This is a genomic window from Aquaspirillum sp. (assembly GCF_055136605.1).
In genome coordinates this window covers 1-12,708 of the sequence record NZ_JBSQVP010000063.1, presented here as the reverse complement: position 1 = coordinate 12,708, position 12,708 = coordinate 1, and the positions used below count along the sequence as shown (strand labels likewise).

Sequence of the window (12,708 nt, the reverse complement as noted above, 5' to 3'; positions counted from 1 at the left end):
AAAAAACGCTCGCGGAGCGCATTCATCGTTGTAGTTGCGGGGCTGAATGCAGCCGCGACGAAAATGCGGCGCGAGTGATGTTGAATTGGGCGCTGACAGGTAGCGCCTCCGGTCAGGAACTGGCCGAGGTGGGGAGCGGTGGCGTTTCGCCGTGCTGAGCCACGAAACTCACGCTGTACCGGCGCTAGCCGGTCAGCGGGAGTAGTTCATGAAAAATTACGCCATAGTGGTTTTTGGCTTGTCATAATCTGGTTTTTTGCTGCCTGATGTCCAATATGATCAAATCCATTCTCTATGGCGTCGTTTGTTGGCTGCCGCTGTTAGCCTCTGCCAGCCCATATATCGCTTGCCACTACACCTACGGTGGAGAAAGCAAAACCCACCTTGTTCAACCAACCAAACAACCCTATGACATTGCGCCGATTCAAATTGGCTCGTACTTTACCTTTCGGGTGGTCTGGCAAACCGAGCCGAGTGATCTCGCTCATATCAAGATTTACACCTATGCCGATCAAGAACAGGGACAGGTGCTCATTCAACAAGTCAGCTATCCCTATCCCCTACCCGCAACATCAACCAAGGGATATGGTTTTACCGGCAAACAACGAGTGTATGAGCCGATTCGTGATGGTGAGTTGGAATATTGGTGTGAGTTAGACAGAAAATGAAGACTTTTTTCCTCAGCAGTGTACTTGCCCTGAGCTGTGCCAACGTCGCAGCAGCCGAACTCAAACTGATCTTTGCCGGCGATATCATGTTGGCTGAAGGGCCTGGCCGAACGATTGCCAAAGGCAAAGATCCGTTTCAATTTTTTGCCCCTTACTTGGCACAAGCTGATTATCGAATTGGCAATCTTGAAACACCGGTGGCAACCAGCGGCAAAGCCTTAGAGAACAAAATTTTTGCCTTTCGTGCCCATCCACGGGTATTGCCTGTCTTAAAACGGCATTTTGATGCAGTCAGTGTCGCTAATAACCACTCAGGTGATTATGGCAAAACGGCCTTTGTCGAAACCTTACAGCATCTAGACCACAATAAAATTGCCTATTTTGGCGGCGGACATCATCTCAATGCCGCCCATCGACCACTCTGGATAGAACGTCAGGGCATCAAAATTGCTGTGCTCGGTTATAACGAATTTAAGCCACGTTCTTTTGAAGCCGGTGCAAATTGGCCGGGGATTGCATGGAGTGAAGATGAGCAAGTCATCATGGATATCCGCGCCGCAAAAGCTGCCGGTGCAGATGTGATCATTCCTTACATGCACTGGGGTTGGGAACGTGAATTGCAGCCAACAGCACGTCAACGACAACTAGCACAACGCATGATTGATGAAGGAGCAAGTGTGGTGATTGGAGGACACCCGCATGTTACCCAAGGCACAGAGTATTACCGAGGAAAATTGATTGTGTATAGCCTCGGTAACTTTGTCTTTGATGGCTTTGACCCACCCGAACCGGCAGAAACGCGTCAGGGTTGGGTGTTGCAGGTGAATATCAACCAGCAAGGCATGACACGCTGGCACACTTGGTTAGCCCGCCAAGACCGTCACGGCACCCCACACCCTGATCTCCATACCGCAACCCCTTGTGGCCGTGCGGGGGATACGCAACCCCGCCAGTGCCGTGGGGACGTCGCTGTAGATTAAGCCAAACGGGCCAAAACAGCGTAGGTAAAAGCTTGGGTGGAGCAGCGAGTCGGTAAATTCAAATCGGCCGTTCCCACCCCTGCCGCCAAAGTCGCAGCAACCGCTTGTTCAATCGCATCCGCAGCATGAGGTTGATTCCACCAACTCCGCGCCAACAACGCTAACGACAACATCGCAGCCACTGGATTGGCCTGTCCTTTGCCAGCAATATCTGGAGCCGAACCATGGACAGGTTCGGCAATCGCAGCAGATTCGCCCAAATTTAACGACGGAGCCATCCCCAAACCACCGCCCCATGCAGCAGCCAGATCAGACAAAATATCCCCATACAAATTCGGTGCGACCAAGGTATCAAAACGCTCGGGATAGCGTGCTAGCTCATACGCTGCCGCATCGACCAGCCGCTCTTCCAGTTCTAAACGTGGAAATTGTGCTTCAGCCACTTCGCGCACACTGTCACGGAACAAACCATCAGTTAACGGCAAAATATTGGCCTTATGCACAATGGTCAGTTTCCCTCGTGAGAGCCGACAAGCCACCTCACCGACTCGACGACTGGCCAAGCGCGTGATCCGCCGCATGGCAGTAGCAACTTCACCGTCACTTTCCTCTTCACCGATGTAAATATCTTCCGTATTTTCGCGAATCACCAATAAATTCACCCCCGACCGAGCCCCAGGCAGCGGAGGCGAAACGGTTGGACGTAAATTGGCATAACAGTCTAAACGACGGCGCAATTCCACAATCGGTGAACGATATCCCTCCACCTTACGAGCAGGCGAGCTGACGGCGCCAAATAACACAGCCCCGCATTGCGTGGCGGTCTCAATGGTTTGAATTGGCAAGGCCTTCCCTACCTTTTGAAAACATCCCCACCCCGCTTCTGCTTCGACACATTCCACTTGCGGTAAGACTTGCCGTAATACTTGCACTGCCGCAGGCACCACTTCTTGACCAATCCCATCACCGGGAATCACACACAAACGCAACGCTTCTGCCATGCTATATCGCTCTTTCTTTGTTATGTTCTTAGGAAGTTCTATTGAGGTGGAGGATCACCGGTGTGTGATCGGAAGGACGCTCATTTTTTCGCGGTTGTCGGTCAATCTCACACCCCAGCGCATAGGGCCGTAAGGCATCAGACAGTAAAATATGGTCAATACGCAAACCCAAATTGCGCCGAAACATCGCCGCACGATAATCCCACCACGAATAATGTCCGGCCTCGGCCTGAAACAAGCGAAAACCGTCGTGTAAACCAAGCGCTAACAGTTGTTGAAATGCAGCACGCTCTGCCGGTGAACACAACACACAGTCACGCCATTTTTCTACATCGTAAACATCGCGCTCATCCGGTGCGATATTAAAATCACCCAGTAACACTAACTGTGGATAAGTGTGTAATTCTGCTGCGATATAACGTGATAATTGGCTAAACCAGTGCAATTTGTAGTGATATTTGGCCGAATCCAGCGATTCACCATTGACACAATACACGTTCACCACCCGTATCCCATCAATGGTCGCCGCAATCACCCGCCGTTGTGGATCAACATAATCGGGAATATCAGCTACCACGTTTTCACAAGGCAATTTGCTAAGAAGCGCCACCCCGTTATACGTCTTTTGTCCCGCCCACACCGCGTGATACCCCGCTGCAGTGATCTCTGACAGAGGAAAAGCCGGTTGATCTAGTTTCAGTTCTTGCAAAGCAAGAACGTCGGGTTGTTGTTGTTCTAACCAATTCAATACCTGTGGCAAACGCACTTTGAGCGAATTGACGTTCCATGTCGCAATACGCATAACCAACCCTTTTCAACAAAAACAGTATTGTGCCACGTGGCTTCAACAGCCGATCAAGGACTCAGCCAGACAACAGAGCATGCTAATATGCAAAACACTGTCTTTCGCCCATTTTGTCTGTTGCCATGACCTCTTCTCTTCCTATTACGCTATCTATTTCGTTTGCCGATCCCTCTGGTTGCAGTGGCATTCAGGCAGATGTTCAAACCTTTGCTAGCCTCGGCTGTCATCCCCTATCAGTCATCACAGGCATCAGCGTGGCCGATACGCGGGGACAAGTGGAGTTTCACCCAGTTGAAACAGAATGGGTTATTGAACAAGCACGCTACTTGCTAGAGGACATGAGCGTCAGTGCCTTCAAAATCGGACATGTTGGTAGCATTGAAACTGCGATGGCACTGGCTGAAATTGCAGCAGATTATCCCGATACCCCGCTTGTTCTTGATCCAGCACTGGGTCATGGTGGTGATCTTGCCACTGAAGAATTGGCCGAGGTAATCCGCGATGTCTTGTTACCACATACCCATTTGTTGGTGTGTAACCCCCTTGAAGCACGTTGGCTCTCCAGCAGCGATCCTGAAATAGACGAAGACCCAGAACCAGATGCTTGTGCTCGTCGATTAGCAGAAACAGGCCTAGGCGGGGTATTAATTACCGGCATCGCCAACCCACAACAACCGCAAGAAATTTTGCACCATCTCTACCAAGGCGCACGCTGTGTCAGCCGCAATCCGTGGCAGCGGTTACCCTTCGATTATCGCGGGGCTGGCGACACCCTTTCCGCAGCTATTGCGGCCTTTACGGCTGCCGGCCAACCGATGGCACAAGCCGCCATCGAAGCCCAACGTTTTGTCTGGCAAACCCTTGCTGCCGGCTATCGACCAGGCATGGGCTATCACGTCCCCGACCGTTTATTCTGGGCATGGCCAGACGCGACGGACGAACTCACTACAGACAACGAATCACTGTCTTGATTGGCTAAAGTGGTTAACAGCACATTGAGAATGCGCTCGGTCGCACCTTGATGTGCTGCGGCAAAGGCTAAGCCAGCAGCGCCCATCGCCTTCATCAACGTAGGATGATGCAAAATCGCGGCCGCCGCTTCAAACACCTCGGCAGGGGTGTCAACACGTTGCAAGGCACCTGCTTGAGCAGCTAAAGCCGTCACCTGTGAAAAATTAAAATCGGATGGCCCCATCACAATGGGGACACCCAAACACGCCGCCTCAATCAAATTTTGCCCACCCAAGGGCAACAAGCTACCGCCAATAAAGGCCACGTCAGCAATGCGGTAATAGGCGAATAGCTCCCCCATCGAATCACCCAACCACACCCGCGTTTCAGGGCGAAGCGGCTGTTTTTCGCTACGGCGTTGAAATGGGATATGCCGTGCTTCTAACAGTTTTGCCACATCGGCAAAACGCTCAGGATGCCGTGGCACAATCACTAGTAGAGCAGGAAAATCAGCGGGAAAAGCGTCCAACAACAACGCCTCCTCACCTTCGCGCGTACTCGCTGCCACCAACACAGACCGTTCCCCACACCACAACCGAAATTGTGCTGCAAGATCCAAACTATCCCATGTCGGCCTTACATCAAACTTGGTGTTACCCACTACCGTAACCGAACAGGAAGAGGCCAATGCCGTGAACCGATCAGCATCCGCTTGAGTTTGCGCAGCAATTTGGGTGAGCTGACGTAAGGCGGGAGCAATCAGAGGTCGGATACGGCGATAGCCGCGAGCAGACCGCTCTGACAGTCGTGCATTCACCAAAAACAGCGGGATATGCCGTTTATGAGCCGCGTGAATTAGATTCGGCCATACCTCCGTTTCCATCAACACACCAACCCGTGGTTTTACCTCGGACAAAAAACGTTGTACGGCGTGGGGCATGTCATAGGGCAGATAAGCAAAAGCAATGTGTTGTCCACGACATCCCATATTGGCAAAAAGCTGACGGGCCGTGTCACGGCCAGTCGGTGTCATTTGCGTAATCAAAATTGGCAACTGGGGAAAATGGTCTTGCAAAGCTTTCACCAGCGGAATCGCCGCACGGGTTTCCCCCACCGACACCGCATGTAACCAAATCGGTGGCGAGGGCATGGTTGGCATTTGGCCCATAAAGCGCTCGTGCCAGTGCAAACGGTAGGCAGGTTGGCGCTTGCTACGTCTGACCAAATAAAACGCCACCACGGGCGCTAGAAGGTACCACAACAGGCTGTATAGATAGCGAAAGGCCATTAACACATCACCTCATTCACCACAGCAAGCACTTCATGGGGTGTTGGCAGTTGCCCTACCCCACCCAAATTACGGGCCCGTAACGATGGAATCACCCCCGTTTTAGCAGGATCGGTATCGGTATAAAGCGCCACCAACGGCTTATCTAACGCATTAGCAAGATGACTCAAGCCGGTATCGACCCCAACCACACACACAGCATGAGACAACAATGCCGCCGCCTCAGTGAGCGAAAGGCGCGGCGGCACGAAAGCGGCTGGCATCTGCTGAGCAAGACGCTCAGCTCGCTCACGCTCCTTCTCGTTACCCCACGGCAAAACACAACGCCAACCATATTGGCGATATAACGACTCAGCTAAAGTCAGCCAATGTGTCTCAGGCCATTCCTTGCTTGGACGAGACGTGGCAGTGAGCGCAACACAATATGGGGTTGTGGATAACTCGGGAACCGAAGGGAGCTGCAACGCCGCCAAACCAAAATCTACCTTGTTTTCGTCGATTTGATAGCCAAACGCACGAGCCAACAACATACGATTACGCAGTACCGCACCCAAACCACGGCTAACAGGGTAACCCTTTTGATAAAAATAACTCGCCACCGGCTCGCGAATGCTGTTGCGGTCAAACCCAACCATCACATCACCGGCTGCCCAGCGGCCTAATACAGCGCTTTTCAGCAGCCCTTGAGCATCGACCACCACTTGGTAATGCTCTGTGGCCAGTTGCTGCCGCAGGTGGCTTATTTCTTGCCATACAGCAGGCATATACAAACGCTTACGCCAGCGTCGAACAGCACAGGCCCACACTTTATCCACAGCCGGATGAAGACGTGCAATCTCTGCAAAAGCTTCTTCTGCTAACCAATCGATTCGCCAATGTGGAAAGTGTCGCGCCAAATCGGTCACTGCAGGTAGGGTATGAACCAAATCCCCCATCGAGGACGTGCGCACCAAGAGTATTTTTGTCATGGGCGCGATTTTAAGCGGCAAACGGCTCCGGACCAAGTCCCATACAACTTATCCACAGAAGAAGCTAATCCCCACACGAAAAAACTATCCACAGGGTGTTTTGGCCATTTTGCAACTGTCCAAGGTATGCACCAAGCCATAAAAACAAATCAAATTATTGATTTTAAAAACAAAAATAGACTTATCCACAGCAAAAAATCTACCGTTTTTTGTTGTTACACGCCTCTCAATCTGTGGATAAGTCTGTGGATAAGCTGTGGATAACTTGTGGATAACTCAGATTTTTTGTGGATTGAAAATTTTATCCACATTTTATCCACAAGTTATCCACCGAGTTATCCATAGGTTTTCCACATGATAAGCCTTTGATAAATAAAGATTTCAACAAAGTTATCCACAGAAAAAGGGTTCCTTCATCATCATTACTACTATATATTCAATATTTGTTTAATAAGAACTTATCCCCATGCAAATCAGCGTTGTCATCATCACACTCAATGCATCACAGACCCTTGAAAGCTGTTTACAGTCATGTCAACAGTTCACAGAAATCATTGTTCTTGACTCAGGCAGCACAGACAACACCATCAACATTGCTAAGCAATACGGAGCAAAAGTTCACCAACACAACTGGTTAGGGTTTGGTAGACAAAAACAACTTGCTGTGTCACTAGCAAGCAATGACTGGGTGTTATGTCTTGATGCAGACGAATGGTTAAGTCAGTCACTACAAGACGAACTCAAAACATTGGATAATCCAACACAAGCAAACACAGTTTTTGCATTACCAAGATGCAATCGTTTTATGGGTAAGTTCTTACGTCATGGAGAAGGTTATCCAGATTGGTGTATCAGACTGTTTAATAAAAAACAGGCACGTTGGAGTAACGATAGTGTGCATGAAATTGTTGAACACAGTGGAAAAGTAATTAAGCTAAAACACAAGCTCATGCATGAATCAGGAGAAAAAATCAGTCATTATCTAGAAAAACAAAATCGTTATACTGATTTACAAGCAGAGATTTTATTTAAGAAAGGCAAAAAAGTCTCTGGTTATTCAGCAATAAGCAGTGCTGTATTTCGATTTATTAAGTTCTATTTAATTAAAAGAGGTTTTTTAGATGGCTTGCCTGGTTTGATTCATATTTTAGTCGGTTGCGGAAACAGTTTATTCAAATATATCAAGTTGATGGAATTGCAAAGACTCAATAAGGAAAAAAAATGATTTACTTAGTAACAGGATGTGCTGGATTTATTGGACGGGCGGTAGCATTAAAGCTACTCGAACAAGGAAATACTGTGATCGGTGTGGATAACTTGAACAGCTACTATCAACCTCAGTTGAAAAAAGATCGTTTATCCACAATAGAAAAATTTCCCAATTTCTTGTTTTTTGAGTGTGATATTGCTGACTACATTAAATTAGAAGAAATTTTTACTCAGTTTTCTGTTGATAAAGTAATTCATCTTGCTGCACAAGCTGGTGTGCGCTATTCAATTAGTTATCCACAGGCTTATACACAAAGTAACCTCGTCGGGACGGCGAACATTTTAGAACTATGCCGTCAGTTCAAAGTAAAACATTTAGTGATGGCCAGCTCATCTAGTGTGTATGGCAACAAGACAGAAACGCCATTTAGTGAAAACAGTCACACTGATTTACCAATCAGCTATTATGCTGCAACTAAAAAAGCAAATGAGGTGATGGCTCATAGTTATAGCCATCTTTATCAATTAACGATTACAGCATTACGATTTTTTACTGTTTATGGTCCGTGGGGACGACCCGATATGGCGGTATGGCTATTTACGGAGGCGATTGAACAAGGAAAAGAAATAAAGGTATTTAACAATGGGCAGTTATGGCGCGATTTTACCTATATTGATGATATTGTGACGGGTGTGATTGCTACTGCAGATAAACCACCTGTGGATAAGTCAGTGCCATTTGAAATTTTTAACATCGGCAATCATCAACCTGTTTTACTGGAAACATTTATTACCACTTTAGAAAAGGTGCTCGGTAAAACAGCTAACAAGATTTATTTGCCTATGCAAGCAGGTGATGTACTCACAACGTATGCAGATACTGAAAAATTACAACAGGCGGTTGGCTTCTCGCCCAATACTTCACTAGAGGAAGGGTTGATCCAATTTGTAGATTGGTATCGAAGTTATCCACAGGCTATTTGAGATAGGTTGTGGATGAATAAGAAAGTGTTTCAAGGCGGCTTTTGAGATCTTCTAAAGTCGCTGTAGTTTCATCATGATTATCGTGTAATGCAATTAGCGCCTGTGCTTTCTCTCTCACCATGTTTTCGATATCTTCTTCAAGGTCACTTGACATCCCGAGTGGCGCAAAAGAAGTGATCAGTGAATCAAGCATTTCTGTCATGGTTTGTGTGCTATGTGCACGAGCGCGCCGGCTATGTTCGATAAAATCATCGATGGTTTGCCGAATATCTTGCAACATATCCACAATCTGTCCCTGTGTATAACTATTTTGTGTTGTGGATAAGTAAGCTAGCAAACGGCTGTCTGCCATTTCTGTTGCAATGGCTAAATGATCTCGCAATCGTCCTGTTTTATCCACATCCTCAATTGGCATATTGTTGATAAGTAGAGTTAAATGCTCAAAGTTAAACACACAGCGTCTTTTAAATTGAAAAATTCGTTCTAAAGTACGAACATGATTTAATACAGCAACTTCAAGTGGCCGTTCTTTTCCTTGATCGCTAATGGATAATACCTCATTCCCTAATCTAAGTTGCACCGCCCCTTCTAAACCGAACTGCCGCAACATGGTCAACAAAGTATCAGCAAATTGTTGTGGTGTGGTATTTTCGGTTAAGTTGCGTATTGTTTGAATTAGAATTGCATATTCATCAATGTTTGATAGCAATAACGAGCTTAATAATTCTGAGTCAGCCATCTGTTGTTTTAATAACATGGCTTCATTGAAGGTATTTCTCACTCCTTCAACTCGATGTCTGACTTCGTCGATTGCATAAGGCTTAAAAATAAAATCTTCACCACCAGCATCATAGCCATGCAAACGATCCTGCAAACAATTGCGACCAGAGATAAAAATGACTGGTACATTTTGTGTATTGGGATGGCTTTTTACACTTTCGCAAAACTCAAACCCGTTCATCCCGGGTAACTCTACCTCAGTTAAAATAATGCTCGGTGCTTGTGTTGCTAATTGCGCAAGACAGCTTTCTGCTGAGTCAAATAAACTAACTTGATATTCTTCAGCAAAAATTGATTGCAGCATGATGCGTGAAGTGACGCTGCCATCAACAGCAAACAAAATAAATTCGGGCAGACTCATTGGATTGGCCCCAGAAGGGTAATGGCTTATTAGATTTCTTGTTGATCGATAGCATATTTCTCAAAAGTGGTGAGAAATACCTGACCAATGGCATGGTCTAAAGAAGCAAGAACGGCATGTGCTTGTTCTTGGTTGAGGATCGAAGGATGGTTTTTTTGAACAGATTTCGGCAGCGTCTTTGAAAAATAGGCTACAGCCCAAGTCGGGAGAGACACTTTATCAGTGCTATTTTTTGCTGCTAAGGTGACATTACGATGATTGGGATCTTTTTTCATTTCTTCAAAAGAGGCCATTACATCATCTTCTTTGCCTTCCAATAACTGGACACAACGCTTGTTGTGATAAAACATTAAGCCAGAAACCCGTTTGGTTAAGTGTTTTTCTTTGGCTTTTCTCAGAATATCCAGTTCTTCTGCTTCGCTGGCATGAGCGATGATTTCGCTGGTATGAATCAATTGCACGAATTGCATGTTTGAAACTCCCTGGCTGAAACGAGATTTGACGAGACAGCATAGGGAGTGTTTGTTAAGGTTAGATGGCAGTGTTATGAATTTATCATTTAATGATTGTGCTTCTATTTCATTTTATTTTTCGATAGTTGCCATCAAATGAAACATTTAAACCGCCGCAACGCATATTATCATCCGTTACCTTGAGTCCTTGTGGCATTAAGTGAATAGTTAAGGCACAGGCATCGCGATCGCCTTCTTGATAATAAAGCCGGTTACCGTTTAACAACACGGTATGATCCAATTCTCCGGTGTGCACAGCTTGTCCTCCCTGCCAAATCGCTGAACCTTGTACGTACACCTTGCCGCCTTTAAGTTCTCTTAGCGTAATTTCTGCTGTGTCTGGGTCTGGCTTATTTTTGATAAAGCGTTGGTAAACCCCTGAAATCCCTTGGCTGACTGGTGCTGTGGTTGTTGTGCTGGCAGTGATCCGGTTTAACTCGTTGAGCCGCTGCGTGTAAGCGGCTTTTAAACAGTCAATATCTTGGCAGCTGTTGCGGGTGTACTTCAGCCATTCTCGTTGTTGATACTTCACGGCATCGCCAGAGTGTGCAACCGCTTTTTTATAAGAAGCCAGCAAAAGCTCATCTAAATCAGAAAGCTGTTTGTCTGAGCAAATCGCTTTCTCTGTCCAATTACGGGCTTGGCTACAATCAAAACTGGCTGCAAGTGCGGTCTGTGTTGTAAGCATTAATGCGAAATAAAGAGGTAAAGTTTTTTTCAACATGGTCTCTCTCTGAGGAAAAATGATTATTGCATCATCATCTTAGCACCAACTCCCTCAAGTTTTGGCTGTTGTGAGGCTAAGCTTTTTGCGGGATTGTATTTTTATATTTGGTGTTTTTTTGATTTTTACATTTGTTCAGCTTTTGTATTGATTTTGTTCAATCATTTGTTAAAATCATAAACTAAGGATAAATTAAGCTGGCAATGGAGGTTGAACATGGATGTGTTGTTGCATGTTGATGATGACCCACTGCAACAAGCATGGTTACGAACCTTGTTTGGTGCAGAATACCAAGTTCTCACTTTTCCTGACGCTGAGACTGCTCTGCGTGAATTGGAAAATGAAACGCTGGTCCCGAACATTGCCGTGTTAGACCTTGAATTGCCGGGGATGAGTGGTTACCAGCTGTGTCGGCAACTACGAGAAATGCCCCAACTGGTGGGAATGGCCATCTTGGTGTTATCTGCCCACGATAGCTTGCCAGATCGTGTTGAGGCGTATGAAGCGGGCGCAGACGATTACTTTATCAAGCCAGCCGATGTGATTAACCTAAGGTTGAAGCTAAATCGCCTCAGTACCTTGGCGAAAGAACGACAAGAAATTGAGCAGTATGTATTACAAGCGCAACAAACCTCTTTCTCGGCGCTAAGTGCGCTTGGCGAAACCAATATCACACTGGCTTTTTTCCGTGAGATTGCCTTCTGTCGTGATTACAACGCCTTGATACAACATGGATTGCAAGCGCTTCATCAGTTTGGTGTGAATGCCGTTGTCGAGCTGCGGTCCCACTTTTTTACCCAAGCACGGGCATCGGAGCATGAAGTATCTCCTCTAGAGCGTTCTATTCTCGATCATGTGCGTACCTTGGGTAATATTTTTGAATTTAAACAACGGGCGGTGTTTAACTTTGATGATGTAACTGTATTGGTACATGATATGCCAGCCTCGGATTCTGAGCGCTATGCACGGTTACGCGAAGATATTTCACAGATTGCTCAGGGGATGGCGACGTGTGCACAAAACATAGATGCCATGCAAACTATGTTGCAACAACAGCAACGACTACGCCACACGCGGGCTACCTTGCTCGCTGCGTCAGAATCGTTGCAACAACAGCTCTCGCAACAGCGTCGTCGTGGTGAAGCCACTTTACAAACCATGACTCATTCGTTGGAAAATTTGATTCATTGTTTCGATCTGCGTGAAGTTCAAGAAATCGCGATTAAAGATATTTTGGAACAATCAAGACATGATCTACTGGACTTGCAAGAAGAACGCTTAGATGTTGAAAACGTATTGTCCGATTTAGTGTCGCAGTTGGATGATTGCTGTTAATCATCGTTGTTGATATTGGCTTGTTCACAAGCTGCTGAGATTTCTTCCCCCGATACAGCCCTCTTGCCTTTCGCAATAGGGCTTTTTTATTGCCTTGGTCACTGGTTTTTCGTTCGTGGAACGGGGAATGTTTCACGTGAAA

13 protein-coding genes are annotated in these 12,708 nt (G+C 46.6%); 6 read left to right on the top strand and 7 right to left on the bottom strand.

Annotation, left to right across the window (positions count from 1 at the left end):
- Positions 1–275 precede the first annotated feature (275 nt).
- The gene (locus ACTBZS_RS10130) at positions 276–668 is read left to right on the top strand and encodes a hypothetical protein (RefSeq protein WP_463044036.1); all 393 of its coding nucleotides are present in this window, start codon (positions 276–278) and stop codon (positions 666–668) included.
- Positions 665–1,648 (top strand): CapA family protein, encoded by a 984-nt coding sequence (locus ACTBZS_RS10125; RefSeq protein ID WP_463044035.1) that lies wholly within the window; start codon positions 665–667, stop codon positions 1,646–1,648. Before ACTBZS_RS10130 ends, ACTBZS_RS10125 begins: the two co-directional genes overlap by 4 nt.
- On the opposite strand, the gene ACTBZS_RS10120 is transcribed toward ACTBZS_RS10125, so the two are convergent.
- Positions 1,645–2,649 carry an isocitrate/isopropylmalate dehydrogenase family protein gene (locus ACTBZS_RS10120; protein ID WP_463044034.1) on the bottom strand — a complete coding sequence of 335 codons (1,005 nt, stop codon included), beginning with the start codon at positions 2,647–2,649 and terminating at the stop codon, positions 1,645–1,647. The two genes, ACTBZS_RS10125 and ACTBZS_RS10120, sit on opposite strands and share 4 nt — an antisense overlap.
- Before the next feature lie 28 nt (positions 2,650–2,677).
- Positions 2,678–3,451 (bottom strand): exodeoxyribonuclease III, encoded by a 774-nt coding sequence (xth, locus tag ACTBZS_RS10115; RefSeq protein WP_463044033.1) that lies wholly within the window; start codon positions 3,449–3,451, stop codon positions 2,678–2,680.
- A 125-nt stretch (positions 3,452–3,576) separates the two neighbouring features.
- Between xth and thiD the strand changes: the two genes are divergently transcribed.
- Positions 3,577–4,425, top strand: a complete 849-nt coding sequence (gene thiD / locus ACTBZS_RS10110; protein ID WP_463044032.1) for a bifunctional hydroxymethylpyrimidine kinase/phosphomethylpyrimidine kinase — start codon at positions 3,577–3,579, stop codon at positions 4,423–4,425.
- Here thiD and waaA read toward each other — a convergent pair.
- Positions 4,347–5,693 carry a lipid IV(A) 3-deoxy-D-manno-octulosonic acid transferase gene (waaA, locus tag ACTBZS_RS10105; protein ID WP_463044031.1) on the bottom strand — a complete coding sequence of 449 codons (1,347 nt, stop codon included), beginning with the start codon at positions 5,691–5,693 and terminating at the stop codon, positions 4,347–4,349. The two genes, thiD and waaA, sit on opposite strands and share 79 nt — an antisense overlap.
- Positions 5,693–6,661: a lipopolysaccharide heptosyltransferase I gene (gene waaC, locus ACTBZS_RS10100; protein ID WP_463044030.1), complete on the bottom strand. Its 969-nt coding sequence runs from the start codon at positions 6,659–6,661 to the stop codon at positions 5,693–5,695. Before waaC ends, waaA begins: the two co-directional genes overlap by 1 nt.
- Positions 6,662–7,127: 466 nt before the next feature.
- Between waaC and ACTBZS_RS10095 the strand changes: the two genes are divergently transcribed.
- Together ACTBZS_RS10095 and ACTBZS_RS10090 are read left to right on the top strand one after the other, a co-directional pair.
- The gene (locus ACTBZS_RS10095; RefSeq protein WP_463044029.1) at positions 7,128–7,886 is read left to right on the top strand and encodes a glycosyltransferase family 2 protein; all 759 of its coding nucleotides are present in this window, start codon (positions 7,128–7,130) and stop codon (positions 7,884–7,886) included.
- The gene (locus tag ACTBZS_RS10090) at positions 7,883–8,854 is read left to right on the top strand and encodes an NAD-dependent epimerase/dehydratase family protein (protein WP_463044028.1); all 972 of its coding nucleotides are present in this window, start codon (positions 7,883–7,885) and stop codon (positions 8,852–8,854) included. The genes ACTBZS_RS10095 and ACTBZS_RS10090 overlap by 4 nt, the downstream gene beginning before the upstream one ends.
- On the opposite strand, the gene ACTBZS_RS10085 is transcribed toward ACTBZS_RS10090, so the two are convergent.
- The 3 genes from ACTBZS_RS10085 to ACTBZS_RS10075 form a co-directional block, all read right to left on the bottom strand.
- Entirely contained in the window at positions 8,847–9,995 is a 1,149-nt protein-coding gene (locus tag ACTBZS_RS10085) for a response regulator (protein WP_463044027.1), read from the bottom strand. The genes ACTBZS_RS10090 and ACTBZS_RS10085 overlap by 8 nt on opposite strands.
- A gap of 29 nt (positions 9,996–10,024) precedes the next feature.
- Complete coding sequence (locus ACTBZS_RS10080) at positions 10,025–10,465, bottom strand: BLUF domain-containing protein (protein ID WP_463044026.1); 441 nt, start codon at positions 10,463–10,465, stop codon at positions 10,025–10,027.
- Between the two features lie 109 nt (positions 10,466–10,574).
- Positions 10,575–11,231, bottom strand: coding sequence for a lysozyme inhibitor LprI family protein (locus tag ACTBZS_RS10075; protein ID WP_463044025.1), 657 nt, complete (start codon positions 11,229–11,231; stop codon positions 10,575–10,577).
- 216 nt (positions 11,232–11,447) lie between these two features.
- Between ACTBZS_RS10075 and ACTBZS_RS10070 the strand changes: the two genes are divergently transcribed.
- The gene (locus ACTBZS_RS10070; RefSeq protein ID WP_463044024.1) at positions 11,448–12,566 is read left to right on the top strand and encodes a response regulator transcription factor; all 1,119 of its coding nucleotides are present in this window, start codon (positions 11,448–11,450) and stop codon (positions 12,564–12,566) included.
- Positions 12,567–12,708 lie beyond the last annotated feature (142 nt).